The sequence below is a fragment of the Candidatus Desulfatibia sp. genome, assembly GCF_036446775.1.
Taxonomy (GTDB): domain Bacteria; phylum Desulfobacterota; class Desulfobacteria; order Desulfobacterales; family UBA11574; genus Desulfatibia_A.
Genome location: NZ_JAZFTO010000225.1, coordinates 1 through 26366, shown reverse-complemented (window position 1 = coordinate 26366; position 26366 = coordinate 1). Strand labels below are relative to the sequence as shown.

Annotated in this window: 22 protein-coding genes and 1 pseudogene; 8 read left to right on the top strand and 15 right to left on the bottom strand. The window is 46.8% G+C overall.

Annotated features, from left to right (window positions below; genetic code table 11):
- From ftsH to V3S16_RS10765, 7 genes are all read right to left on the bottom strand, one after another.
- Positions 1–1775, bottom strand: a 1775-nt coding sequence (ftsH, locus tag V3S16_RS10795) for an ATP-dependent zinc metalloprotease FtsH (protein WP_413884797.1), incomplete at its 3' end; no start/stop codon positions are given.
- Positions 1776–1782: 7 nt separating this feature from the next.
- Positions 1783–2787, bottom strand: coding sequence for a recombinase RecA (gene recA, locus V3S16_RS10790; RefSeq protein ID WP_413884795.1), 1005 nt, complete (start codon positions 2785–2787; stop codon positions 1783–1785).
- A gap of 66 nt (positions 2788–2853) precedes the next feature.
- A complete protein-coding gene (locus tag V3S16_RS10785; protein ID WP_413884799.1) occupies positions 2854–3147 on the bottom strand; it encodes a PfkB family carbohydrate kinase in 294 nt (97 codons plus the stop codon).
- Positions 3148–3720 carry a hypothetical protein gene (locus tag V3S16_RS10780; RefSeq protein WP_413884793.1) on the bottom strand — a complete coding sequence of 191 codons (573 nt, stop codon included), beginning with the start codon at positions 3718–3720 and terminating at the stop codon, positions 3148–3150.
- The gene (locus V3S16_RS10775; RefSeq protein WP_413884791.1) at positions 3683–4270 is read right to left on the bottom strand and encodes a DUF4202 family protein; all 588 of its coding nucleotides are present in this window, start codon (positions 4268–4270) and stop codon (positions 3683–3685) included. Before V3S16_RS10775 ends, V3S16_RS10780 begins: the two co-directional genes overlap by 38 nt.
- Complete coding sequence (locus tag V3S16_RS10770) at positions 4263–5591, bottom strand: NTP transferase domain-containing protein (RefSeq protein WP_413884789.1); 1329 nt, start codon at positions 5589–5591, stop codon at positions 4263–4265. The genes V3S16_RS10775 and V3S16_RS10770 overlap by 8 nt, the downstream gene beginning before the upstream one ends.
- Before the next feature lie 34 nt (positions 5592–5625).
- A complete protein-coding gene (locus V3S16_RS10765; RefSeq protein WP_413884787.1) occupies positions 5626–6756 on the bottom strand; it encodes an inositol-3-phosphate synthase in 1131 nt (376 codons plus the stop codon).
- A gap of 491 nt (positions 6757–7247) precedes the next feature.
- Here V3S16_RS10765 and V3S16_RS10760 point away from each other — a divergent pair, with 491 nt between their 5' ends.
- Both V3S16_RS10760 and V3S16_RS10755 read left to right on the top strand, forming a co-directional pair.
- A complete protein-coding gene (locus V3S16_RS10760) occupies positions 7248–7391 on the top strand; it encodes a hypothetical protein (RefSeq protein ID WP_413884785.1) in 144 nt (47 codons plus the stop codon).
- 80 nt (positions 7392–7471) lie between these two features.
- A pseudogene (locus tag V3S16_RS10755) lies at positions 7472–7702 on the top strand (KH domain-containing protein).
- 64 nt (positions 7703–7766) lie between these two features.
- Here V3S16_RS10755 and V3S16_RS10750 read toward each other — a convergent pair.
- Positions 7767–7961 (bottom strand): hypothetical protein, encoded by a 195-nt coding sequence (locus tag V3S16_RS10750; RefSeq protein WP_413884783.1) that lies wholly within the window; start codon positions 7959–7961, stop codon positions 7767–7769.
- 804 nt (positions 7962–8765) lie between these two features.
- On the opposite strand from V3S16_RS10750, the gene V3S16_RS10745 reads away from it, so the two are divergent.
- Genes V3S16_RS10745 through V3S16_RS10730 form a run of 4 tightly spaced genes read left to right on the top strand, consistent with a single transcriptional unit; the run spans position 8766 to position 12847 of the window.
- Positions 8766–9902 (top strand): glycosyltransferase, encoded by a 1137-nt coding sequence (locus V3S16_RS10745; protein ID WP_413884781.1) that lies wholly within the window; start codon positions 8766–8768, stop codon positions 9900–9902.
- A gap of 11 nt (positions 9903–9913) precedes the next feature.
- Positions 9914–10954: a glycoside hydrolase family 130 protein gene (locus tag V3S16_RS10740; protein WP_413884779.1), complete on the top strand. Its 1041-nt coding sequence runs from the start codon at positions 9914–9916 to the stop codon at positions 10952–10954.
- A 13-nt stretch (positions 10955–10967) separates the two neighbouring features.
- Entirely contained in the window at positions 10968–11903 is a 936-nt protein-coding gene (locus tag V3S16_RS10735) for a glycoside hydrolase family 130 protein (protein WP_413884777.1), read from the top strand.
- Positions 11903–12847, top strand: a complete 945-nt coding sequence (locus tag V3S16_RS10730; RefSeq protein WP_413884775.1) for a glycoside hydrolase family 130 protein — start codon at positions 11903–11905, stop codon at positions 12845–12847. Before V3S16_RS10735 ends, V3S16_RS10730 begins: the two co-directional genes overlap by 1 nt.
- A gap of 31 nt (positions 12848–12878) precedes the next feature.
- Here V3S16_RS10730 and V3S16_RS10725 read toward each other — a convergent pair whose 3' ends face one another.
- The 4 genes from V3S16_RS10725 to V3S16_RS10710 form a co-directional block, all read right to left on the bottom strand.
- Positions 12879–13307, bottom strand: coding sequence for a DnaJ domain-containing protein (locus V3S16_RS10725; RefSeq protein ID WP_413884774.1), 429 nt, complete (start codon positions 13305–13307; stop codon positions 12879–12881).
- Positions 13308–13406: 99 nt separating this feature from the next.
- Positions 13407–13898 (bottom strand): hypothetical protein, encoded by a 492-nt coding sequence (locus V3S16_RS10720; protein ID WP_413884772.1) that lies wholly within the window; start codon positions 13896–13898, stop codon positions 13407–13409.
- Positions 13899–14093: 195 nt separating this feature from the next.
- The gene (locus V3S16_RS10715) at positions 14094–16481 is read right to left on the bottom strand and encodes a hypothetical protein (RefSeq protein ID WP_413884770.1); all 2388 of its coding nucleotides are present in this window, start codon (positions 16479–16481) and stop codon (positions 14094–14096) included.
- A complete protein-coding gene (locus tag V3S16_RS10710; RefSeq protein WP_413884768.1) occupies positions 16478–17233 on the bottom strand; it encodes a protein-L-isoaspartate(D-aspartate) O-methyltransferase in 756 nt (251 codons plus the stop codon). The genes V3S16_RS10715 and V3S16_RS10710 overlap by 4 nt, the downstream gene beginning before the upstream one ends.
- A gap of 276 nt (positions 17234–17509) precedes the next feature.
- On the opposite strand from V3S16_RS10710, the gene V3S16_RS10705 reads away from it, so the two are divergent.
- Entirely contained in the window at positions 17510–18703 is a 1194-nt protein-coding gene (locus tag V3S16_RS10705; protein WP_413884766.1) for a M20 metallopeptidase family protein, read from the top strand.
- Positions 18704–18716: 13 nt separating this feature from the next.
- Here the strand turns inward: V3S16_RS10705 and V3S16_RS10700 are convergent, their stop codons facing one another.
- Positions 18717–19895 (bottom strand): enolase C-terminal domain-like protein, encoded by a 1179-nt coding sequence (locus V3S16_RS10700; protein ID WP_413884764.1) that lies wholly within the window; start codon positions 19893–19895, stop codon positions 18717–18719.
- A 50-nt stretch (positions 19896–19945) separates the two neighbouring features.
- The gene (locus tag V3S16_RS10695) at positions 19946–20923 is read right to left on the bottom strand and encodes a lysophospholipid acyltransferase family protein (protein WP_413884762.1); all 978 of its coding nucleotides are present in this window, start codon (positions 20921–20923) and stop codon (positions 19946–19948) included.
- 555 nt (positions 20924–21478) lie between these two features.
- Between V3S16_RS10695 and V3S16_RS10690 the strand changes: the two genes are divergently transcribed.
- Positions 21479–24106: a PAS domain S-box protein gene (locus V3S16_RS10690; protein ID WP_413884760.1), complete on the top strand. Its 2628-nt coding sequence runs from the start codon at positions 21479–21481 to the stop codon at positions 24104–24106.
- A gap of 80 nt (positions 24107–24186) precedes the next feature.
- On the opposite strand, the gene V3S16_RS10685 is transcribed toward V3S16_RS10690, so the two are convergent.
- Positions 24187–26160 (bottom strand): ATP-binding protein, encoded by a 1974-nt coding sequence (locus V3S16_RS10685; RefSeq protein ID WP_413884758.1) that lies wholly within the window; start codon positions 26158–26160, stop codon positions 24187–24189.
- Positions 26161–26366 lie beyond the last annotated feature (206 nt).

Sequence of the window (26366 nt, the reverse complement as noted above, 5' to 3'; positions counted from 1 at the left end):
CGAATGAGAGCATCCAACTCTTTGCCGGTGATGGTCTCTTTTTCCAGCAAAAGCTCGGCCAGTTTATGCAGAATGTCTATATTTTCATCCAGGACATTCCTGGTACGGTTGTAGTTTCGGTCGATCAAAGCGTTGATCTCTTCATCAATTTTTCGCGCGGTTTCCTCGGAGTAATCCCGGTGCTGCGCAATTTCCCGACCGAGAAAAATATGCTCTTTATCTTGTGCATAAGAAAGCGGGCCGAGCTCATCACTCATGCCCCAGGCACACACCATTTTGCGGGCCAGCTTGGTTGCCTGCTTGATATCGTCGGTTGCACCTGTACTGATACGGCCGAAAACCAGCTCCTCGGCCACTCGCCCGCCCAAGGCTACCGACAATTCACTTTCCAGCTGGGCTTTGTATTTGAAATCACTTTCTTCCGGCAAAAACCAGGTCATACCGATCGCACGACCCCTGGGAATAATTGTTATCTTGTTAACCGCATCTGTGTCGGGCAGGAACCGGGCCACGAGGGCGTGGCCGCCTTCGTGGTATGCTGTTGTTCGGCGATCCTCTTCCTTTATGACTTTCGATTTGCGCTCCAGACCCATGACGACTTTGTCCTTGGCATCTTCAAAGTCCTGCATATCAAGCTTTTCTTTATCTCTTTTGGCCGCAAGCAGAGCTGCTTCATTGACAAGATTTTCCAGGTCCGCGCCTGAAAAACCAGGGGTGCCTTTAGCCAGTGTATCGACGTGCACGTCAGATGCAACCGGCGTTTTTTTCATATGTACTTTCAGTATCTCTTCACGGCCCTTGATATCCGGCAACGGCACGACCACCTGGCGGTCAAAACGCCCCGGGCGCAGCAGGGCCGGATCAAGTACATCCGGCCGGTTGGTAGCGGATATAAGAATGACCCCTTCGTTGGATTCAAACCCGTCCATTTCCACCAAAAGCTGATTCAGAGTCTGTTCTCTTTCGTCATGTCCGCCGCCAAGGCCTGCTCCCCGGTGCCTGCCGACCGCATCGATCTCGTCGATAAAGATGATGCAAGGTGCATTCTTTTTACCCTGGACAAATAGGTCTCTGACACGCGAGGCGCCCACACCAACAAACATTTCTACAAAATCCGAGCCGCTGATATGAAAGAACGGAACATCGGCCTCCCCGGCAATGGCACGTGCCAAAAGGGTTTTGCCGGTGCCGGGAGCGCCCAACAGAAGAATGCCTTTAGGTATCCGGCCGCCAAGACGCGTAAACTTTTTGGGCTCCTTGAGAAACTCGATAATTTCTCCTAATTCTTCTTTGGCTTCATCGATTCCGGCAACATCTTCAAAGGTGACTTTCTTGGACTGGTCAGACTGCAGGCGGGCGCGGCTCTTTCCAAACGACATGGCTTGGCCGCCGCCGGATTGCATCTGACGCATGAAATATATCCACACCCCGATGAGCAGAAGCATCGGAAGTCCTGAAATCAGCAGAGAAATATACCAGGACGGCTCAGCCGGAGGTATGGCCCGGATGGACACCCCTTTTTGCTTGAGGATCATGATAAGGTTGCTGTCTTTAGGCGCAAACACTTTGAACCGACGATAGTTCACAGCCGAAACTGAAAGCTCCTGGTCTTGTATGACAACCTCGCTGATGTTTTCAGCATCAAGCATGTCAAGGAACTCGGTGTAACTGATATTGGTTGCAGACTCCGGCTTTTTATCCAAAAAAGTATAGAGAACAATTACTAATACTGGAATAATAATCCATAAAGCCAGATACTTATTAAACCGATTCAAATCTTACTTATCCCCTTTCAGAAAGCTCCAATGCCTGTCTGAGTTTGGCGGATACAGCATTGGATATGTCCGGATTTGCTTTGAAAAACTCTTTTACATTGTTGCGCCCCTGGCCCATTCTCTCACCGTCGTATGAATACCAGGTCCCACTTTTATCAATGATACCTTCTTCAACACCTAGGTCGAGAAGCTCGCCGGTTCGCGATATTCCTTCACCGTACATGATGTCAAATTCAGCCTCCCTGAAAGGCGGCGCCAGCTTGTTTTTGACAACTTTTACCCGTGTACGGTTTCCCACAACCTGCTGGCCTTCCTTGATAGTGCCGATACGCCTGATATCAAGCCTGACAGATGAATAGAACTTAAGGGCGTTTCCGCCGGTTGTTGTCTCCGGGTTCCCGAATACAACGCCTATTTTCATGCGGAGCTGGTTGATGAAAATAACCGAGGTTTGGGTCTTGCTAATTATTGCAGCCAGCTTTCTTAAGGCCTGTGACATGAGCCGGGCTTGAAGCCCCATGTGAGAATCTCCCATTTCTCCTTCGATTTCCGCCCTGGGAACAAGGGCTGCGACTGAGTCGATAACGATAATATCTATGGCACCGCTCCTTACCAGCATATCCGTAATTTCAAGGGCCTGCTCCCCGGTATCGGGCTGGGCCACCAGAAGCTCGTTACAATTCACACCAAGTTGGCCGGCATACGCGATGTCAAGAGCATGTTCAGCGTCTATAACGGCTGCAATCCCCCCCTGTTTATGAGCCTCAGCAACCACATGCAGCGCCAGGGTTGTTTTGCCGGAGGATTCCGGCCCAAAAATTTCACAGACTCTGCCCCTGGGAAGTCCCCCAGTACCCAGCGCTTTGTCGAGTGCCAGGGAGCCGGTCGGTATTACAGGCACATCGAGAACAACCTGGCTGCCCAGCTTCATGATAGAACCTTTTCCGAACTGACGTTCGATTTTAGTCATTGCAGCTTCTACGGCCTTTTCTCTGTCCACTCGAATGTTCATTATTTGCCTCCAGGGTGGCTATAGTACCACCCGTCCAAGCCGGATGCAATATGCTTTGGTTCCATATTAATTGCGCCGCCGACTGGCGAAAGCCCGTGACAAATTCCCCTGACCAGGGCCTTCGACAACCCTGGCAGCGGCCCACATGGCAATGCGCGCTGCATCGACAATATCTTTTCCTGCATGTAACTCAATACCAAAAATAACTCCAAATACGTCACCTGCCCCTGTGGAGTCTATTTCTTTGCGAATTTGTGCTGCTGGAAGCTTGATTTTCTCACCCTCAGACAGCAGAGTTACCCCTTTAGCGCCACGGGTGAGTGCCACGACTTCAACGCCGTGGGAAAATCGGCTGGCTATCTATTCAGCATTGGGGAAGTCTTGCTCAGAAAATACAATAACATGGACGTCTGGCAGTATCTTGGCCTCTGGCAGCAGATGCGGAACGATTACTCCGCGGTCATTGACCTGGCGCAGCCAACCTTGTGCGCCTATGACGATTTTCGTGCTGTCAAGGCTATCGATGATGGCTCGCCCGCATTCTCCAATGACAGGTGCGATATATGCCAAGGGTATCTTGCGCGCAGATTCAGGAATATCCTCGGGCGCTAAGTCTGGTGCCCGGCTAACCAGGGACAATTCCCTTCGACCGCCGCAGTGATTCAAGATAAAGGTCGTAAATTCATGGCACTTCTTACGATGAAGAGTTATATGTGTATCGTCCTGTAGTGGCTTCAGGAGAGAGGATGCAGGTGATGCCGTAACCAGGGAAATGCGACAACCGAATGCCGAGGCGGCTCGGGCGGCGTATGTAGCACCACCACCAAGCTGTTGACGGTCCTCGAAAATATCGCGGGTGACATGCCCAACTACAAGAATGTGCCCCTTTGAGGTATCATCCTGAGACATCATAATTGTGTTGGTTTTGTTCACAAATTACCTCCTTGAGCAGATGTGTTATTGACCCATCTTCATGCGTTATGGTTTTAACGACCTCTTTCATCCGTGCCGATAGACGCTGATAGCCCCATTTGCAGCGACGTATGGTCTCCTCCCGGCCCTCACGCTGGTAGTACCAGGGCAAATTAACTTCAAAATAAGATATACTGTCTGCATCCTTGAGCAGATCGGAACGGGGATCACCACCAACCTCATGAAGTGTTACCAAGCGGCAGGCCTCGTCCGCAACAGATTTGGCTACACCACACTTGTTCAGGATTGCCCTTAAAATCCTGGCTCCGTTATGTGCATGAGCGACCTTGAATGCATTATAATCACTAAAATCTGCGCGACGCACTTTCTGTGCCTCAACAGCCCGATCGATATCATGGGCGAGCGCCGCGATCTGCAACGCCTGATCAGCCTCGGGATCAAGCTTCAACAACCACTCAAGAGTATTTTCCGCATGAATCGGATCTTCCGGTACACTGGAGCCTGGAATAATCGCTCTGATATTTTGTTTGGCGCAGTCGATACTATTCATGATCCCGGCAGATAATGAGGCGGCGTACGGTCGCAATGTTCATCACCACGGCAATCACAACCAGTGTCAAATAAACCTGGTTGAACACGGCGCCGAGGAATATCAGAAAGACACGGATATCGCGGCCCATGCGCAATCCCTTGTCATGAATGATTCGATCGCGCATGAGGCTGTCGTGCTTGTCGGCCGTATAGCTCAACATAAAGGAGCCGATAATCGCCATAAATCCGATCAACAGAATGAAACTATCTGTTTTATCTGTATCTGTATAAGTGTGCCAGGTGAGACCGAAAAGCAGAAAGGCGTCGGCATAACGGTCAAGTACTGCATCGAACCATCCGCCGTAAGCGCTGTATTGATGTTTGAGTCTGGCTACTTCACCGTCGCAGCCGTCTACGATCGAGGCAAACTGTGCCGTAAGACCGCCCAGCAGAAGCGTAAAATAACCATCAAGAGCAAACAGACCTGCAGCCAGAACCGAACACAGGAATGAGAACAGGGATATTTGATTGGGGGTGATTTGATGGTCTACCAGTCGGCGGGAAATCCTAATCGATATGGGGCGGTTTAAATAGCGCGACACCGGACCATCGTTGGGTTTGTCCTTTAAATCGGCCAAAATGGAGTTTTCCGCACGACTAAAAGCTGCCGGGTCATCCACGTCAATCCAGAAGCGTCCGCTGATTTCAAACATTTTGGCCTTGCCCTCAGCAGCTAAAATCTTCACCGCCCTGGACAGGGTAGTATCACCGTCTTGCTTTGCGCTACGCTCCAACGCATTGAAAATAGCGGGCGTACACAAGAAAATGCCGGTGTCAAGGGCATTAAAATCGGTCAAGCCCTTACCGATGTCGAGTATCTTGCCTTCTTTGGTTTTTACCCGGGTAACATCCTTCATATCGACAGAGGAATTACGGGTATCACCATCCACGCCCAGGGCGATTTCACCGTCGGATAAGGCAAGTGCCATTAACTCGCGGGCTATGGACGGATCAAAGAGATGGTCAGCCATCAGCAGTAAAAATGGCTCTGGCAGGTATTCCTTGGCTTTTAGCACCGAAAGGCCGTTTTCTTTTTTCCAATCCTCGTTAAAAATGGAGGTTATGCTGCACCCCAGGCGATCGGCCAGGCTGACCAGGAAAGAGCGGATAAGCTCCTCCTGGTATCCGGTAACCACCAAAAAATCGTCTGCTCCGGCCTCCATGGCGGTGCGGATAACCCTTTCGATCAGGGGCAGCCCCAGAATGGGAATAAGGGGCTTACAGTCACCTTGCTGCCGAAGCCGACTGCCCTTGCCGGCGGCGATGATCAGGCACTTCATGCGCATCGACTCCATTTCCGGAGAAAAACAAGGCTTAACTTGCCAGTTTCAGTGTTTTAAGGCTTAAAACGCCATCGTCGTTAATGAAGTCTTCGACCATGGTAAACGCCTCATCGTCTGTGAACTGGCGCGCGGGATGCTTGCAAAAATAGGCTGACGGCGCCTGAAGTACGCCGCCCTGACCACGGTCCAAGGCCAGTTTTGCACAGCGGATGGCGTCAATGGCAACGCCGGCCGAGTTGGGTGAATCCTCCACAGAAAGGCGCATTTCAAGGTTCATGGCCACGTCACCGAACAGCTTGCCCTCCATGCGAATGAAACAAACCTTGTTGTCTTTCTGCCACGGCACGTAATCACTGGGGCCGATATGGATGTTTTCATCGTCCAGACGCTTGGCAGCCGCGGCCTGAACAGCCTCGGTCTTGGATTTTTTCTTTGTGACCAGGCGCTTGTGTTCTAGCATATTGAGGAAATCGGTATTGCCCCCGGTATTGAGCTGGTAAGTGCGCTCCAACTTGACGCCGCGCTTCTTGAACAGGTCGGTCAGTATGCGGTGAGTGATGGTAGCACCCATTTGAGACTTGATGTCATCGCCGATGATAGGAATGTTTTTATTCTCAAAGCGCTTGGCCCACACCGGATCGCTGGCGATAAACACCGGAATGTTATTGATAAAAGCGACCCCTACCTCCAGCGCGCAATTGGCATAAAACCTGGTGGCTTCCTCAGAGCCGACCGGGAGATAGTTCAACAGGATTTGGGTGCCGGACTCTTCGAGCACTTCGACGATTTCATTTGTGGTCAGCTCCGGCTCCTCGGACAGAACGAAAGTATTGTTAACAGGATAATCCTGCATATGGCTCGCAACACCGTCCAAAATTTTTCCCATCCGAACCAATACTCCGGATGGGGGAAGATCGGGACAGAAAACCGTCGTGCAGTTGGGTTTGGCAAAAATAGCTGCATGCACATCCTGGCCGACCTTGCGTTTGTCAACATCAAAGGCTGCGACAACCTCTATGTCTCCCGGCTTATAGCCGTTCATTTCAAAGTGCATCAGGCCGACGGCGTCTTGCGGGTTTTTATCCCGGTAATAGTGAATTCCTTGAATTAGTGAACTGACACAGTTTCCAACTCCTACTATCGCAATCTTGATTTTACCCATAAATTATTCACCTCCTATTGATAGTTGTGTATAAATATAGTTTGCTTACTTAACCTCAAGCTTTTACTCGAAAAAATTGTATTGAAAAATCCGCAGTCGAAAATTTTAAGGCTAACCCGAGGCTTAAGGCTCTAATTGAGCAGCGAGGAATAGAATCGCTTGAAACTGAAACGTGCTTTGGAGAAAATTCCGTTATGTACTGTCAACGATTCTCTGTAGATTGCTTAGAAACGAATTGAGGCCGTCCTCATACGGCCCTCATACGGTTAAACACCCGACGTCCCCATCTAATGCGTTTCAATGCAGGAATTAAAAATCCTTTCCCGGCGCAACATTGTATGGTTTTTAAACGCTTCTTGTCCGTGTATCAAGCCTGCAATCCGAGATTCGGCTGGCAGATGGACTTGGACAGCATCTGACTCTGGGGCAGTTGGCCTGGGGAAACGAAGCAGATAAGCACAACAGCAGCATGGTCCGATTAAGGGGTCGCCATGCGGGTGGTGCAGAGTCCCACCGCCTTTATTTGGGACTTTGGCTGTATAGCAGATCGAAACGGCCCTGTCAAACAAATCGTTGAAGATGAATTTTTTATTTTTGGTAAAAAGGCCGGCATTGCGGCAACATCCATAAAATGATTGCCAAATGCAACGATAAAAATATATATGGCTGTAAAGATGCTTCTTAATTCTCAACTGCCGACAAAGGAGATATAGCCGTGAAAGATCTGATCAAACACATAGCAAAGGCATTGGTTGACCATCCGGAACAGGTAGAGGTTTTGGAGGTGGAATGTTAACAGATCTTGGTATTTGAACTTAAGGTGGCTAAAGAGGATATTGGGAAGATAATCGGCAGGCAGGGCCGGACTGCTCGAGCCATACGGACCATTTTAAGCGCTGCTTCCGGCAAGGCAAAAAAGCGCGCAGTATTGGAAATTATAGATTAGTACAATATGGCCCCCTTCCGATAAAAAGGGAGGTGTTCTACTGTAGGTCGTGCCTTCTTAGATTTTATGCTTTGGCCTCTTTTCGCAGCTCTTCAACCATGGTCAGGCACTCATTAACCGTGGTTTCGACGATGGGCTCAACCTTATTTGAACGCTCATCTTCATATATGTCCTCAAGCTTGTCTACCTCATCGTAGACCCGTTCATCACTCCAGATGGGATAGTTGTTTAATATCTGCCACAACCTTATCTTCGTCAAAATTCCACCCAAGCTCTGTATTAAGCATTTGTTCTATATCGTTACTTGAAAGCATTTCGAAGTCACCTGACATGATTTTTTCATAAGAATTTTTAACTATCAATTTCGCGCAGTCATAGGCAATGGTGTCTAAATCCTCAGTCTCAAGACCTCCGAAGCATTTTTTAAGGATATTTTTTTCCATTTCGAGTTTTTTTGTTTATTGGCGGTAGCATATTCCCTCCTTGTGGATAATTGATGGTTGGGCTTTGTCGTCCTTTTTCTGCCAGTCTTTCAGGCTATTTTGGTATTGTTTCGGGTTTTTGGCATTTTGTTGAAATCCCATATAAAAGAAACGAGCTTATGTGTCAAAGAAAATTGTATCTTAAGGATATCGAAGGTGGGGCTGCCCCTATCCTTTTTGTGGAGCCTCGTATTAAATTCTATATCAACGTATTGATATTATAGAACACACCTTTATCAAGTTGGTTTATTTTACCTGATCTTTTTGCTATATTATACCAGTAAAATAATTATTTGTTCGCAGGTACGTGTCTCACCTTCATTGATACAAAGGGAATGTAAAAAAAGTTGCCTGTAATTATATAAAGTTTTTTTGACCCAAATATGATAAAAAAGGCAGCTTAAAAAAACAATAGTTTGATTATTCAAGTTATTAGGTTATTTTAAGAGAGGAACTTTTATTTGACAATTTCTGAGAAAAACGGATTATTGAAGGATAGAAGAAAAAGCCGGCAGTGGAGTTGATGTTTTTTCGTTACCAGATATCAAATTGTCGCAATCATCGAAAAAAAGGTGTTGCTTATGCGTGTTTTATTTGTCTCTTCTTATCCGCCGATTGAATGCGGCATCGGCACATACACCAGCTTCCTGGCAAAAGCCCTGGCGCGGACATCTACCGAGCTTCATATTGTCAGCCAGTATGGCGCTGAAGGCCGACATGTTTACCCATCATACAGCCCCAACGACGAAGGTATAGCCCGCAGGATTTTCAACGCAGCCGGCAAGGTTACTCCCGACATTGTCCATATTCAGCACGAATTCGGCCTGTATGGGGAACTGGACGGCATCGCCGTACTTGAACTGATTTACCGCATTAAATCCACGGCTACTCCGGTCATCGCAACTTTTCATACTGTTCAAAAGGAACCGGAGTTTCGCAAGGAGCTAATTTTAAGGGCCATGTGCCGGGAATTGGATGGTATTATCGTGCATGAAGAGGAACACGTTAATATTCTAAGATCGGTTTTCGATACGGATACGGCCAAAATATTCCTGGTTGAGCACGGAGCGCGCGTGATGACCCCCGTTGCCGGTGCTAAGGAGAAGCTCAACCTCGAAAACAGAAAAGTTGTCCTGCTAACCGGCTATATCCGCCCTACTAAGTGTTTTGACAAGATCGTGGATCTTTTTCCGCAAATTGTCGAAAGAGTACCGGAGGCATGGCTGGTGCTGGCCAGCAAACTCCGGCTGCTGGAGTTCAGTATGTATCGCAAGATACTCATTGAAAAGATAAATGACTCACCTGTCAAGGAGCGCATTGAGGTATTCCGGGGCCAGTTTCCTCAAAAGACCTTTGATACCATCCTCAGCGCCTGTGACATCATAGTATTGCCCTATGTTGTCGGAGCCCAAAGCGGCATAATGTCGCATGCCATGACCTTTGGCAAACCACTCGTCACATCGAATCTTGAGGCCTTTGTCGCTATCCTTGAAAAATCAGGAGCAGGATTTTATGCGGAAACTGATGACGAATATGTTGACAGGATTGTAACCCTGCTCACGGACGAAGAGGTTTACAACAGGTTTTCCAGGAATGCAGTGAACTATGTTAAAGCAAAGATCTCCTGGGATATTATAGCCGACAAGACAATTCAGGTTTATAAACAGTTTGAGCGCAAGCCGGAATGCAGAACGCGGCATGTGTTTGTTGGTGAATAGGAGGAGTAGGTATGTTTGAACGCTGTCAAAAAAATCCCATAATCCGCCCTGCCGATGTCAGACCCTCGGCAGAGGGATACCGAGTCGTCGGAGCCTTCAACCCAGGCGCTACTCTCTTTAATGACGAAGTCATACTGCTTCTGCGGGTGGCGGAAAGCTGTGTTCAGCAACAGGGGAAAATCCGGATACCGGTTTACAGGTTTTCCGAGGGCCGCGGCATCCCTGAAATCAAGGAGTTTGATGCCCATGACCCTGATGTATTGCTCAAGGATACGCGCGGAGTTGTTTATAGGGGCAAGGATTACCTTTCCAGCATCAGCCATCTGCGACTGGCAAGAAGTGTCGACGGGATCAACTTCACGGTTGACCCCACACCATTTATCTATCCTTGCTCCCCTACTGAAGCCTATGGTACCGAAGACGCGCGTATTGTCAGTATTGACGGTACTTTTTACATAAATTACACTATAGTATCGACTGACAGCTGGTGTACCGCCCTATCATCCACGGATGATTTCAAAAAGTTGAAGCAGTTCGGCATCATATTCCATCCTGAAAATAAAGATGTTGCAATATTTCCCCAAAAGATAAACAATAAATATATGGCCCTGCACCGCCCCAACAACAGTGGATTCGGCCAGGCATCGATCTGGTATGCAGAGTCGCCGGACCTGCTGCACTGGGGCCACCACAAGTGCATTGCCAGGCCGCGGCGCACGGTCTATGAATCGATGAAGATCGGCTCCGGCAGTGCCCCGATAAAGACAGATGAAGGTTGGCTTTGCATCTACCACGCCAAGGGTGATAATTCACGTTACAGCCTTTTCGGGATGCTCCTGGACCTGGAACAGCCCTGGAAAGTGATCAAGCGCAGTACAATGCCTCTGTTTGAACCTGAACTTGAATACGAAACCACAGGCTTCTTCGGCAATGTCGTGTTTACCAACGGCATTGTCATAAAAGACGGGCAGCTTTTCATGTATTACGGGTCTTCCGACGAAACAACCTGCCTGGCTGTGTCTTCAGTTGAGCAGATACTTTACGGATTATAAAAAGGGGAAAACCATGCCTCCAAAAAAACAATTAGACATCATTCACCGCTGGGAGGGAAACCCGGTTGTTAACATGGAAGACCTTTGGTTTCGGGCCGCGGACATCTGTAATGCCGGTGCGGTTAAGATGGCCGACACCTACCTGCTGCTGATAACTATCGAAAGTCTGAGGGGCCATAAAAGCTTGTATCTTGCCCGCAGCACGGATGGCCATTATTTTGAAGTAGATGATGAGCCTTTTATTAAACGTTCGGCAGATAAAGCATTTAAAAAGTATGAAGAAATTAGCGTCATGGACGGTCGGATCACCCCCTTTGAAGACACCTATTATATTACATACGTTGCTGAAAGCCAATATGGCTTTAGGATCGGATTGGCCCGCACAGATGCCTTCGAGGACGTCACGCGTCTTGGTCTTATCTCCGCGGTGGATACCAAAGGAGGAACACTTTTTCCGGAAAAAATCAACGGCCGATACGCCAGACTTGAGCGACCGTGGAGCGGGGGACGTATATGGATCAGTTACTCAGACGACCTTGTTTACTGGGGCGGTTTTAAGGCTTTGTTATCACCTAGACCCGGCTACTGGGACGCACACCGCGTGGGCGCTGCCGTGCCGCCAATCAGGCTCAAAGACGGTAGGTGGTTGCTGATATATTATGGCATCAAGGATACATCAGCCGGCCCTCTTTTTAGAATTGGCGCCGTGTTCCTGGACCCTGACAATCCGGCCAGGGTCCTTACCCGCACCAATGTTCCCATCCTGTCACCGCGCAAACCTTATGAGCGGATCGGAGATATCCCGAACCTGATTTTTTCCTGCGGGGCAATCCTGGAAGGTGATAAGCTGCTGCTGTACTATGGCGCTGCCGACAGCTGCATCTGCCTGGGCTCAACCACCATTGATAAAATCGAACAAGAGTGTGTGAAAAGCAAAGGAGACTTCTGATGATCAAGCGTCCCTCTTTGGGCCATGACATCCTCCAACGGTTTGAGGGCAATCCAATTATAACCCTGGAGGATATTCCGTTCAGATGCAATACTGTTTTTAACGGTACCGTGATCAAAAAAGGAAATCGATATTATCACCTCCTGAGAGTCGAAGGCCAGCAAGGATATTCGGTATTTGCTCTGGCAATAAGCCAAGATGGTTTGCATTTCACGGTTGAAGACCAACCGGTCATGGTGCCGGCACGTAAAGGTCCTTTTGCCAGATACGAAACTATGGGCATCGAAGACCCTCGCATCACTGAACTCGAAGGCGTTTATTATGTTATGTACACCGCATATTCAAAATACGGCCCTCGCATCGCCTTGGCAAAAACAGAGGATTTCTACCATTACAAACGTATTGCACTTGTATCCGAACCGGGTAACAAAGACGGAATACTCTTTCCTGAAAAGATAAACGGCGAGTATGTACGCCTGGACCGGCCGATCGGCAAAGAAATAGGGAGTATGTGGGTATCATATTCAAAGAATTTGGTTGACTGGGGAAAATCCGAACTTTTGATGACACCCCGACCCGGCCTGTGGGACAGCTTTCGAATCGGCGCCTCGGTTGCACCGATTAAGACAGAGCATGGATGGCTTGAGATCTATCATGGCGTAAAGATGACAACCGCCGGCCCCATCTATAAAATCGGCACTGTCCTACTAGATCTTGAACAGCCATACAAGGTTATAGCCAGGTGTGATGAACCGGCCCTGTCACCGCGCGAGGATTACGAAAGGATCGGTGACGTTGGCAATGTGGCTTTTGCATGCGGTGCTGTTGTGGAAAATTCCGGGGAGATCAAGGTGTATTATGGTGCCGCCGACACCTGTGTTTGTGTAGCCACAGCAGACTTTAAAGAACTTATCGCAATGACGCTGGTAGGAGAAAGCAGTTAACCCTTTGACTATTTAAAAGAAATTTTCGTCTTTATTTGGATGTCAATTTACGGTAAGCCTCTTCGATTTCCTTAAAGCGCTTTTCCGCCAGTTTGCGAAATTCTTCGCCTAAATGTTGAATCTTATCAGGGTGGTATTTGCCGGCGAGTTTGCGGTAGGCCTGTTTTATCTCTTCAGGGGAAGCGTCTCTTTCCACTTGCAGGACGGTATAAGGATCTTTGTGCCCGCGCGATTCAGCGGGCTGTGAATCCGCGCCGGCTGTTTCTTTTTCTGAATACTGCCGGTTGTAATAATTTTGGTAGCCGGGCTGCTTCTTTTTCTGGGCGTTTAAAAACCGCCACAGAAGCCACAAAACAATCAGATCATCGATCCAGCCCCAACCAATGGCAAAATCCGGGATGATATCATAAGGCATTAAGACATAAAGCAACGCCAGAAATGATAACAAATATTTAATCATGGGCGGCCTCAATCCGAGTCCGGATCTTTCATGAACAATTTCCAAGCTGTATGACTTACGCCTTGGATGCTATAAAACTCGGCTCGTGAAAAATACGGGTTAACCCAGAAAATGATCCTGGTGGCGGGCTTCGCCTTTTTGAGCTTTTAAGCGGCCGGTTGTGCCGCATTCAGGGCATTTTATCTCTGCCGGTACTTCACCAGCGGGGATCTCAATCATTGCTTTACATTTTGCACATCTAAGGGCCTTTTTCTTTTTCTCTTCTGGTTCAGCTGCCTTTGCGGGAGCGGGTGCCCCCCGGACATCGCTTCCCAAAAATGCCAAAACTGCCTGGCGCACACATTCTAAATCATCGTCCTCTCCTCCCAACTCTTTAAGCTTTTCATAATCAGCCGTGGGAATAACAATCTTGGTTTCGATTGTATGTGAATTTTCCAGGGCAGCGTTGAGTTCTTCCAGGGCCGTGGCAAGATTTGAGAATTTCATATCTCCGGCATCCATTTTTTCCTGTATCTTGCTTTTCAGATCCTCGACAGAACACCATTCACCTTCAAGGTTTATTTTGCCGGACTGCAAATCGATATCACTCATATATGTCCCCCTTTTCTTTTTGACTGAGCCAACAACTACCCGTATATTTCAAGCAAAATCGAAGGTAATCTTAGCAAATCTTTGTATTTTTGTCCATAAATATCATTGTTAACTCAATTGAGGGATAACGCTAAATTGCAAATTATCCGTTAATTGCAGGGTAAAATAGAATCTGCTTTGACGTTTCCCGTATCGTTATTTTTTTACGCTGACAAAGGCCAACAGATAAGCCGCTGTCCCGCAGGCTATAATTGTTGGAATGCCCAGACTGAGCGCGATTTGGGCGGCGGCAATTGATGCCAAAACCGAAGCGCAGCCGTTAGCCGCCCAGGCATAGGCCCGCTCGCCCGGACTTTTTAACAGATACCGCATACCCAGAGGGAAAGGCAGGCCCGCCAAAAGGCCCGCCGGGACCAGCAGCAGCATTGCTATCAAGTAGCGCATGATAATAGAAAGCCCGATTATGCGATGGATAATCAGATCAAGGCCGAAAAAAGTAAGGGCTAACACGACAATTAAGGCCGTCAGGGTTAACCGCAGGCTCTGTGGATCGATTCTCTGGGACCAGTATCCTCCCAATCCGGAAGAAGCCAGAACTCCGGCGAGCACCACCGTAAAACTGACCACCGGATCACCGAAAATAAAGATATATTTTTTGATAAAGAAGAGTTCGACGAACATGAAGCCTGCACCGACTGCCAAAAAATAAAGAATATTGGCAAAAGAAGGCCTCGGGCCTCCTTTGGGAATTGCAATCAGCGGAAGTCCCAGCAGGAGAGCCGCAACCACCAAGGCTTCGACAAAGATAACGGCAACGATAATTTCACCGGACATAAAGAGAGAATAAAATCTGCTTCCTGTAATTTTGTAAAGCGCTTTTAATCGGGACCATTTGAGAAATCTGCCGGGAAAGGGGCGGCTGTCGGTTTGAGGGGCTACGTCCAAGAGATATGTCTTAAAGTAGTCTCTTTCCGTTCCCAGGCGGTAGGCTTCAGCCAGCCGTTTGATTTCAAGGAAATGGAAAGGTTCCTCAAATATATTGAACCGGTTGGACTTGTTACGGGCAAGGTCTTGAAGGTAAACCAGGTCAAAGTTTCGGTTCCGGGCAAAATCTTTAAGCACTTTATTGTCCTGTAGAGACTGGATCGAAACAATCAGGGTAAAGGTGCTCCAGTTGCGAAGCATGGCGATGTGGTGTGCGGGCTTCTCGATGCCGATAGATCTGAGGCTTTCATATGCTGCCGCCCACATACGGATTGAATCTGACGGCGGAAGAAGCAGTTTGCGCGCAACAATAAGGATTCCGTCTTCTTTCAAGTGGTTCAGGTATTGTATGAACGATTCGATGGTAAACAGGTATTCTTGAGTGAGGGCGTCTGAACCGGGCAGGGAGGTTCCCCAGTTTTCCACGTGAATGATCCGAAAGCGTTGATCTGATCGGGCCAGAAAGGTGCGGGGATGTTGGTTTACGACGGAAACCCCGTAGTGGTCTCGAATCAAGCGGGCAATTTGAGGCTGCTCCTGAACGATGGTGATTTCTTCGGCGCCGGCGGCCATGGCCAAGGGAATACTCAGGCCGCCGCCGCCGTGCTGGATGAGGAGAATATTTTCAGGATTGGGGGCCAGCAGGTATCCTGCGTAGGGGAGTGTGAAATTGGCAAATCCTTCCTGTGCCGGAGGCGGCAGATTATAAAAAACAAAAGGATCGTCCCCGTCTTTTAAAGCCGCCCACTGTCGGGGCAGCCTGTCGGTATATTTAAGACTCAATCCCGGTGCGAAGCGGATATAGGGGCTTTTAACGCTGTCGATTCTGCCCCTTATGCCGGCCGTGGTTGCGATGATCCGAGTGTCGGGCAACTGGAGCATTTGGCTGACGGCTTTGTACGGCGAAGGTTTTACTTGGATCAGGCTGCCGGCGGCTAGAGCGATCAGGCCGGCAATCAGCAAAATTCCAAGACCGGATGCCTGCATAAAGAATCGTTTCTTGCGGGAGATGCTTGCCGTTGAAATCTGTTTTGCAGCAGGCTCAGATTTTGTCACAAATACTATTATCAAAGGGATGAGGGCCGTAAAGATAATAAGCCTGCCTTCGCCGAACAAGGGAAGAAGTGCAATCGGAAGAATCGCACCACAGGCCGAACCGACCATGCTGGCGCAGTAAACAAGACCGGTTTTTTCCGGAATATAAGCATAAGCAACCGCGACCAAGAGTCCGGTGAAGAAGAACGGCAGCGCTAAAAGAAGGTAGGCTGTCAGCAGGTAAAGCGTCTGAACCGGCTCCAAGGGCAGTTTGAAGTAATCGAGTGGAACCTGATTCAGAACGATAAAAGCAGTGATTGTACTGACACAATAGAGTATAATAACGGCTTTAATCCAATCGACAGTGGTAAATCTTTTGCCCCAGTCTTTTTGACGTGTATTCAGGATATTCAAAAATGTGCCGCTGGCTGCAAATCCAAAGAGGGCAATGCTGATGACCATAAAGGAAAGATGGTTCCATTGTGTAATAGAAAAAACCCTCGTAAGGAGCACTTCAAAAGTAAGCGCGGAGAGTGAGAGCAGGAAAACCGCTATAAATATCATGGGGAATCTTTCCGTGATTTTTTTGATGAGGAATTCGGGCTGAGGGCTTGGCCGGTCATGGGGACGAAGAGTACGCCGGTGATTTGCCGGACGGAATAGTCGTCTTTGTTTTTGGTGACAAGGGAAAGGTTTTGATAGGAGAACGGGTTGCCCAGGGGCAGAATGAGTCTCCCGCGGTCTTTAAGCTGCTTAAGAAGTGGCGGCGGAATGTGGTCGACAGCGGCGGTGATCATGATGCCGTCAAAGGGTGCTGCTTCAGCCCAACCGAAGTAGCCGTCGCCACGGCGGATTTGGACGTTATTAAAATCCATTGACTGCAATAATTTGTCGGCCTTTTTGAAAAGTTTTTCCTTGATTTCGATGGTGTAGACTTCTTTGGCGGTCTTGGCAAGAATTGCAGCTTGATAACCGGAACCGGTACCGATTTCCAGAACGCGCTCACCTCCTTTGAGTTGCAGGCTTTCCGTCATGAGAGCGACGATATAGGGCTGTGAAATAGTCTGCCCCTGACCGATGGGAAGAGGATGGTCATCGTAGGCCTTGTTGATAAGCTCTGCGGGTACAAAAAGATGCCGGGGTATTAGAGCCATGGCGCTGAGGACTTTTTGATTTGAAATGCCGCGCCTACGTATCTGATAATCGACCATTTTTTTTCTGGCCTTCTGGTATTTGGGAGTATCTCCCGGCCTTGCGGATATAAAGAGCACAAGGCAAAGTGTGCAGATCAAAACGGTAAGGAAGGACCTTTTCATGGTGCGACTCCTGTTATGGGTGGGCACTAATTAAGGTAGAATAATGTCTTTTAAAGGGCAAATCAACAACCTTTTTATTGCAGGCCGGATTCTCGAGCTTATTGAATTTAGCTTGAAGTTTTCATGTTTTCATCATATAGTGCGCGGCTAAATAGATCGGGTCAAACATATTAAAGTCAACACTAATTTTTTTCATGTTTTCGTACTTTCGTGTTTTCGTGATAAATAATCTTTTTCTTTTCCGGTTTATCCGGGTTGATATCAATGAGGTAAAAGATGCCGGACAGATTACCCGAGGCCTTTTACAATTGGTTGGTGGAACTGCGCCGCTGGTTTCACCGATTCCCCGAACCGGCCTACAGGGAAAAAAAGACCGCCGCCAAAATTTGTGAAGTACTTGACTCTCTCGGCATCCCCTTTCAAGCAGGTATCGGAAAAACCGGTATAGTGGCAAAACTCAACGCCCAACGCAGCGGACCGGTCGTGGCCTTTCGATGCGACATGGATGCCTTGCCCTTGGAAGAGGCCCATGAAGTCCCTTATAAATCGCAACATCAAGGCTGCATGCATGCCTGCGGCCACGACGGTCATATGACCATCGCCCTGGGGGTGATTCGATGGCTGCTGGAAAAGGACTGGCCTCAGAAAGGTTCGGGGGCCATTATTTTTATCTTTCAACCTGCGGAAGAAGGCGGCGCAGGTGCAAAGGCTATGCTGGAAACCGGTGTTTTCGACTCGCTGCCAATAGAAGCCGTCTTTGCGGGCCACCTTTATCCTGAACTCGCTGCCGGTGATATCGGCATAGCTCCGAAAATAAGCAACGCTGCCGCAGATACCCTCACCATCCGGCTGCAAGGCAGGGGCGGTCACGGCGCCCACCCCCATCAATGTAAAGATCCCATTGTTGCGGGAGCGCATCTGGTAACCCAACTTCAAACTCTCATCAGCCGGGAGCTGCCGCCACTCGAAAGTGCCGTGCTCACTATTGGACGCTTTGAGGCCGGAACAGCATCAAATATCATACCCGAAGAAGCATTCCTGGAGGGGACTCTAAGAACCTTGAGCCCTGAAATACGGGAAAAGATTATCATGCGGCTTCAGCAAATGGCAAAAGGTTTGGAATTGTCGCACAATGTTGCCGCAACCCTTCAGATTACTCCGGGATATCCGGTACTGGTTAATGATCCCAAGCTTGTAAAGCACACGCAGGATGTTGCCGGAGAAGTGTTGGGAGGCGACCATGTCCATTCTCTGCAACCCAGAATGGGAGCCGAGGATTTTGCCTATTTTTGTGAAAAGTGGGGCGGTATAATGGTAGGAATTGGTTGCCACGATCCTAGTAAGGGAATGCAGCATGGTCTGCACTCGCCGTATTTTGACTTTGACGAAACCGTGCTGGATATAGGGACCCGACTCTTCGGTCAAGTCCTTACGCGATATCTGGAAAAATCATTGGCTACGAGCACTTAAGCCTCATTTGATGTTAGTTCTGGAGCAAAAAACCGTGTTTCAGGGTTGCAGGACGGGTCATGGATTCGGATATTTCACTCAGGCGTGCCAGGTTTTGACGATTTACCTCGACCCCCAGACCAGGGCCGGTTAGAGGCCCGGCTTTACCGCCTGATCCAAAAGAGACATTTTCGCGGGTAATATTTTCTTTGAGCAAGAATTCATCATAAGAACCTTCATAGTAAACGGCATCGCCGCAGAGCAAACAGAGCAATCTGCCGGCAGCGGATAGAATCCCGGACTCGCCCAGATGACAGCCGATCTGGAAAAGAATCCCTTTGGCCCGCAGGTCGTCGATCATCTTGAGTGAATTCCGAATGCCGCCGCATTTGGACAGTCTGACGTTTACCATTTCATAATGGCCTTGTGCTGAAATTCGTTCCACGTCCTTTAAAGTGCAAACCGACTCATCGGCCATCAGGGTCACACCGGAAGACTTCATAACGCCGGCGAAATCGGCCAAATCCGGATCATCCGGCATCATAGGCTGTTCCAGAACCTTAACCTTGTATCTGTTGATCAAAGAGACGTGCCGGCTGGCCAGGTTAAGATCCCAAACACCGTTTACGTCTATCTTTAGATCGTAATCCTCGCCAAACATCTGGCGGACGGCTGCTATATTTTCTTTATTTTGTTTGTAATTTTTCCCCATTTTCAATTTTAGCTTGTTGATTTTCATTTTTTTGGCCATCCGGCCGAAGTCTATGGTGCATTGTTTATCGCCCAGGGGAATCGCAGAACCATAATAAACCGTGCCGGTATAAAAATCATGGGGAAAATATTCGATAACAGGTCTGCTTTGGCTTTTGCCTAAAGCGTCCAGCAGCGCTGTTTCGACGGCGCAAATTGCAGAATTGTGATCTTTACTATTGGAAAGAGTGTCGATAAAATCCCATATTTGAGAGGCATCGTTCAAATCCCAGGGGAAATTATCATGCTGCGTGAAACGCCAAATACTCTCAGCGACACCTTCTTGTGATTCTCCGGTAACGTAAGATCTGGGTGCGCCTTCTCCGTATCCTTTTATTTTGTCCTGTTCGGCAATTATTTCGACAATAACGTTTTTGGCTGAAGATCTTTTCCTTAAGGAATGAGAAAAATCGAATGAAAAAGGGAGCTTTATCTGATGTACTCTGACCTTGTTAATTTGCATTATCTTGCGCTCATATCCGTCCCGTGTGATTCATAATATACAAATGCCCGTCAATAAACTTTGCCAAGGGAAGGTTCGGGCAGCGGGAGCGCCGGCCGAGCTTCAAGCCCTGTCCCGGCGGGCGCAAATATATCGAGTACCGGATATTTTTTCCACTGATACCATCCTTCCGGGTGTTTGTATATATAATGTTCCATAAATTTTAATACCAAAGCTCCAATAGGCATGTCTTGGGACCGCTGAGACTGTTTGGCCATTTCTTCCTGTGAAGTTGCGATGAAGTTGTATCGATGGTTATGATCTCTGTGCATCACGCCAAAAACCACGGCCGCGCGGCACCGTCTGGTTATAATGTCTATGGTCCTGTCCAGCAGGACCGGTTTTCCCAGAAAAGAAATGCAATCGTTTCGGCCTGGTTTCCAATAATCGATTTCGTCGCATTGAGTGATAACGATGCGGTTTTCTTTTAGGTGTTCAAATACGGCTTTCATGATATTGGGGGTATTGTCTGCGTCAATGATTTTTACTGAAGCCTTTGTTGCTTGCTGTATTGATTTGTTACGCAAATCTTTTGTTTTGAATTTCGCGACAATAGTGACCTGATAATTCTTGGCCCATAAAAAAGCCGGAATGAGTTCGACCCCCCCGTAATGTCCTGTAACCAACAGTACACCCTTACCTCTGGAAAGCCCTTGTTTTATGGCTATCATGCCTTCACTTTTAATATGTGTTTCGACAAAAGTTTTCCGTATTGCAGGATTGCAGTAGACGTTAAATATTTTTTCATAGTAATGGGATAATATCCCTCGAAAAATGCTCCGTGTAATAGCTCTTATTTCAGATCTGTTTTTACGATCCGCAAAAACGGCATTAACAGCCGTTTTGATTTTCCAATTTTCTTTTCTATTAAAGAAAAAATACAATTTCCCCAGGATACTTAGGTAAAAGAAGGTGACTCTCCACCCCAGTTTTTTGAATATATAAATGTTAAAACGCCATTGCAAAAAAGAACTTAAATTTATCTTCATAACAAGCCTTCCCCCCTATGCTCCTTTATGATTACATCCAAAAAGCACCGAGATTGCATAAAATAAGAAAAATTTGGGACAAAAAATAATCTTTAAATTTTCATTAAAATGGTGTGGTCATGAGTAGAGCGGCTTCGGAGTCGTCAATGAGCACAATTGTGCACATAATTTTGCTCATTAAAATCTATTAGTTATAATTAATAATGAAGCAGCATTTCTGCTGCCGGTATTCTATTTTGTAAAAAATGTCAATAGCATATTGAAAACATTAAACTATATGGTCAAAAAAGATTGATGATATTTGCTCGCATAGAGCACTGCCGGCGAGTTTTTTTCAAGACTTCTTGAAACTGAAAAACTTGACATATATTTGAAATATCAGGCAAATAGTGGTTGAAAAGGTCTGTGCATACCGTGATAAAAAGGTTGACATTTTTGTTCCGGTCTGTTCCGCTATAATCATCTTTAAACAGTACCAAATGGGGGAAAATTGGTTCCACATTGAAAAATTTAAAATAAGTAGTTATAAAGTTATAAATAGGATTAGTGACCAAAATGTTGATGAATAAAGATATAAGTTGCGCAAATTTTATAGGACTGCTGGGTTACCTGCGGGAGCATTATGGAGATGATGGGGTTCGGCAGGTTTTTAGCGGCCTGGTTAATAATGAAAGATATCTTGTTGCGGATAATGCAAACCCGTCAAGGCTGACACCGATCCAAAAATACCACTTAACTGACCCCGCCTACTGGGTTTCTAATGAATTCTCCCTGGCTTTGTTTGCAAATGCTAAGAACGTTGTTGGTGATTCAAGCTCCCTTATTAAAGTGGGCGAAAAGGCTGCCATCGGACATTTTTCCAAGAGCAGCCTTTTTGTAAGCAGAATATGCAGCAGCAAATATGTTTGTAAGCAGGCCGCAAAGCTCAATGCACGCTTCAACAGAACAAAGGAGGTAAAACTTTTTGAATTAACAGACAATTCAGCTATATTCGAACTCCATTACCGTCCCAATCTTCGACCAACAAAAGATATCTGCAACTGGAACATTGGAATATATACAGGTATAGCTAAAATAACAGGGGCAACAGATGTTAAATGTGAGGAAACCAAATGCGTAGTTGATGGTGACGAGTATTGCGCCTTTGATATGACCTGGAAGAAAAAGCCAAATCTATTTAAACGCATGCTCAGATGGGTTTTAAGGATCATCAGTAAGGATCTGGTAGTTGACTATGAGGTTACGGTTAAAGACAGAGATCAACTGATAGGCAATCTTATTCAATCTGAAGAAAGATATAGGGCCTTAACCGATCAATCCTTAACTGGAATATTCATCCACCATGACGGAGTACTTGCGTATGTAAATGATTGCCTATCACAGATGATGAACTATTCTCCGGAGGAAATGATCGGGAAAAAGTTTTGGGATTTTGTGCACCCTGAAGATCGTAAGATGGTCAAAGAAAGAGAGATGGCCAGAGCCAGGGGTGTCAATCATTCAACAAATTACGAGTTTCGAGCCTTACAAAAAAGCGGCGAACTGCTATGGTTAGAAATTTTTGCTACAATTATCAATTACAATGGGCAAGAGGCTTGTATGGGAAATGTGATAAATTTAACCGCCAAGAAGCAGGCCGAGGAGGCGCTGGGGGAGAGCGAAGAGAAATATCGAACGGTACTCGAGAGCATCGAAGATGGCTATTATGAGGTGGATATGGACGGAAACTTTACCTTTTTCAATAGTTCGATGTGCAATATACTTGGTTATTCAAAAGACGAATTAATCGGCATGAAACACCGACAGGTCATGGACGCAGAAACTGCCGATAAAATTTATCAAGCCTTAAAGGAAATTTACCAGTCAGGTAAAACTACAAAAACGATTAATTCTGAACTTATCAGAAAGGACGGTTCTAAGGTTTTCGTTGAGTCTTTGGCATCTTTAATAAGAGATTCAAATAATCAAGCCATTGGATTCCGGGGTATTGCCAGAGATATAACTGAACGAAAGCTTGCTGAAAAACAAAGAAAGGAACTTGAAGCGCAACTCCTTCAAGCTCACAAGATGGAATCAGTTGGCACTTTGGCGGGCGGAATTGCGCACGACTTCAACAACCTCCTTATGGGCATCCAGGGACAGGCCTCTTTGATGTTAATGGATAAGGACCCTACCTGCCCGGATTTTGAAAATCTGAAAGGCATAGAAGAATATGTTCAAAATGCAGCAGATCTTACCAAACAGCTTCTGGGTTTTGTCAAGAGCGGAAAATATGAGGTCAAACCCACAGACTTAAACGATCTTGTTAAAAGACAAAACCGTATGTTTGGCCGTACTAGAAAGGAGATCACTATTCGTGGAAAATATGAACATAATCTTTGGGCGGCAGAGGTCGATCAGAGCCAGATAGAACAGGTACTGTTGAACTTATATGTTAATGCCTGGCAGTCGATGCCCGGAGGTGGCAATATTTACATCCAAACAGAAAATGTAAGTCTTGACGAGCATTACACCAAGCCCTTTGAAATGAAACCTGGAAAATATGTAAAGCTCTCCGTAACCGACACCGGGATTGGCATGGACAAGACGACCCGGCAAAGGATATTTGATCCATTCTTTACAACAAAAGAAATGGGCAGGGGTACAGGTTTAGGATTAGCTTCTGTATATGGGATTGTCAAGAATCATGGCGGCTTCATAAATGTCTATAGCGAAAAGGGCAAGGGGGCAACCTTTACCATCCATCTCCCAGCCACAGAAAAGGAGATTATGGCAAAGAAAGAAATAGAAAAAGACATATTAAAAGGGTCTGGAACAGTTCTCCTGGTGGATGATGAGGAAATGATTATTGACGTTAGCGAGCGGTTGCTGGAGAAACTAGGCTATAAGGTTTTGATAGCCGGGAGTGGGAATGAGGCCTTAAAGATATATAACAAAAATCGAGACAAGATTGATATGGTCATCCTGGATATGATTATGCCGGAGATGGACGGTGGCGAAACGTATGATATGCTCAGGGAAATCAATCACAAAATCAAGGTGCTGCTTTCAAGTGGTTATAGTATCAATGGTCAGGCCACAGAGATACTGGACCGGGGTTGCGATGCTTTTATCCAGAAACCTTTCAATATTAGGGATCTGTCAGAGAAACTAAAGGAGATTTTTGACAAAGCCAAAGGCTAAAATTCCTATCCCCATAGCCCCGAATTGACGGGATCTCCGCTGCGGGGCATCCTCGACTTTCGCTCAATTGAGGTTTAACGTTAGGCGGAATGAGATACCGGAAGCGTCAGTGTAAACGTTGTCCCTTTTTTAACTTTGCTTTTTACATCTATGGTCCCACCGTGATCCTGCATGTTCTGATGGGCGATAAATAGTCCGAGCCCGGTACCGCTGTGCATAGTACTCTTGTGTTTAGTGGTAAAATAAGGATCAAAAATTTTGTCGATAATATCTTGAGGAATCCCTGAACCGTTATCTTTGATCTCTATTCGAATCATGGCCGGCTTTCCCTGCTCGTTATCGTTTCGGGTCGCAAGTCTGATCCTCCCCCCCTCAGGAGTAATTTCGACCGCATTTGAAAGGAGATTTAGAATAACCTGTTTCATCTTTTCGGCATCCATCCAGACCAGATCGACAGCAGGGTCGAATTGGCGGATGACATCAATATTTTTGGCGTTACTCTGCGGTGAAACCAGCAGTATCATCTTTTCAATCAGCTCGTGAAGATTACTAAATTCAAAATGTGATTCTTTCTTTTTGACCAGATCCAGCAGTTCCGCGATGAGGTTATTCACCCGCGTGGTCTCTTCCAGTGCAATTTTATAAAAATCATTTCTGAATTCTTCGTCATTGTATTTGCTGGGAAACATCTGTAAAAATGTGCCGATTGCGGTCATGGGATTCTTGATTTCATGGGCCAGTCTGGCGGCCAGGTTCCCCAAAAAAGAGAATTTTTCCGTACGGCTAAGCAGGGCTTTCGATCGTTTGAGTTCCTGCATCTGCTCCTGGAGTCTGCTGTAAAGCCTTGCGTTTTCAATGGCAATGGCGATCTGGGGCGCAAAGACTTCCAGCGTTTCCCGGGTTTCTTTGGGCACACCTCTTTCATCAACCGCATCCGTGGCGATAACCCCGATCACCTTGGAGCGGGTGATAAGGGGAACGACGTATACCGAAGCAGGTTTTCCATAAGTTAACATAATATTTTCTTTTCTCAGGCTTGAACTTTCTACTTCAGGTACATACTCCGGTAGCCCTGTAACGACAACCCTTGCAAGGATATTACTCACCCGCTCAAGCGGAACTCTGTAATTTTTCATTTCCTCCGGAACTTCGTTTTTAAAATCCAAACCATGAAGATATTCGAGATACCCTTCCTCCTCATTTACGAGCATAATTGCGGCACGGTTGATTTGGCAAACGTTGGACAGAATGTTCATGATAACGGTAAGGAGTTGTTCCAGGTTAAGTACTGAAAGAATCGCCTTTCCCGTATCCTGTATGGCTAAGAGCTGTTTGATTTTTTGATTCAGCTCTATGTTCAGCCGATAGACCTCCTCATATTTTTTCTCTATAAGCTCTTTATCCTTCTCCATTTCCACCAATGTTTCCATCAGAACGGATTTTGGCTTAAAAAACCGTGACACAAACTCCTGTAATCTGTTATTGGTATTCCATTTTATATGGTATTCACAGTATGGGGCGCCTTCAAAGTAACATTTTTTCTCATTAAAGTTGAGCGGCTCTGCTCCCCATGCCGTTGATATAAAAGTGTAAACACCTTGATTGTACAGGCAAAGATCTCTGGATGAATCCATCCCGGGATTCCAGTGTAACCTAAGAATGGCGCTGTTCTTTTTCAGTACAACCAGTTCCACTTTCTTGTTTCTGTTCCATTTGGCATTTATCCTTTGAATATTTTTGAGAACTCTATGATGCGACCCGAAAACTTTTACAATTAAAGCTCTAATACCCAGATCGGTCTTTTCAACAGCGTATTGGCCAATTTTATAGGCTGCCATCTCGTCATTGAGAATTCGTCTGGCCCTTTCATATAGTTTGGAAACTACGGTACAGGAAATCCAATTGTGTGGATCTGTTAAGAAGCGTTCAGGGTCTTGGAGAGCATCAATTTCAGGGTCCAGGTTCTCCAAAAGTTCTGCATAATCGCCGGCATTGTGTTCCTTTACATAAGCCAAAACAGCCTTGGAATTAATACAATTGGTTTCTTTTTTCATAATTTAAGCCTGAATGATAATGACAAGTTTGAGGGTTTCTAATTAGTGTCCATCCATAAATGGCCCTTTTTGCCCTGCTCGGCGTTCTCTCTCCGAGGCGTAGGGCTCTACCCTCCGGCCTGTAAGCCCTACGGGCTGGAAGCGGAGCCGGAGGCCGCGGGTTTCCGGCTGCGGCGTACAGGCGTACGCCTTCCTGTCCCGCTTTG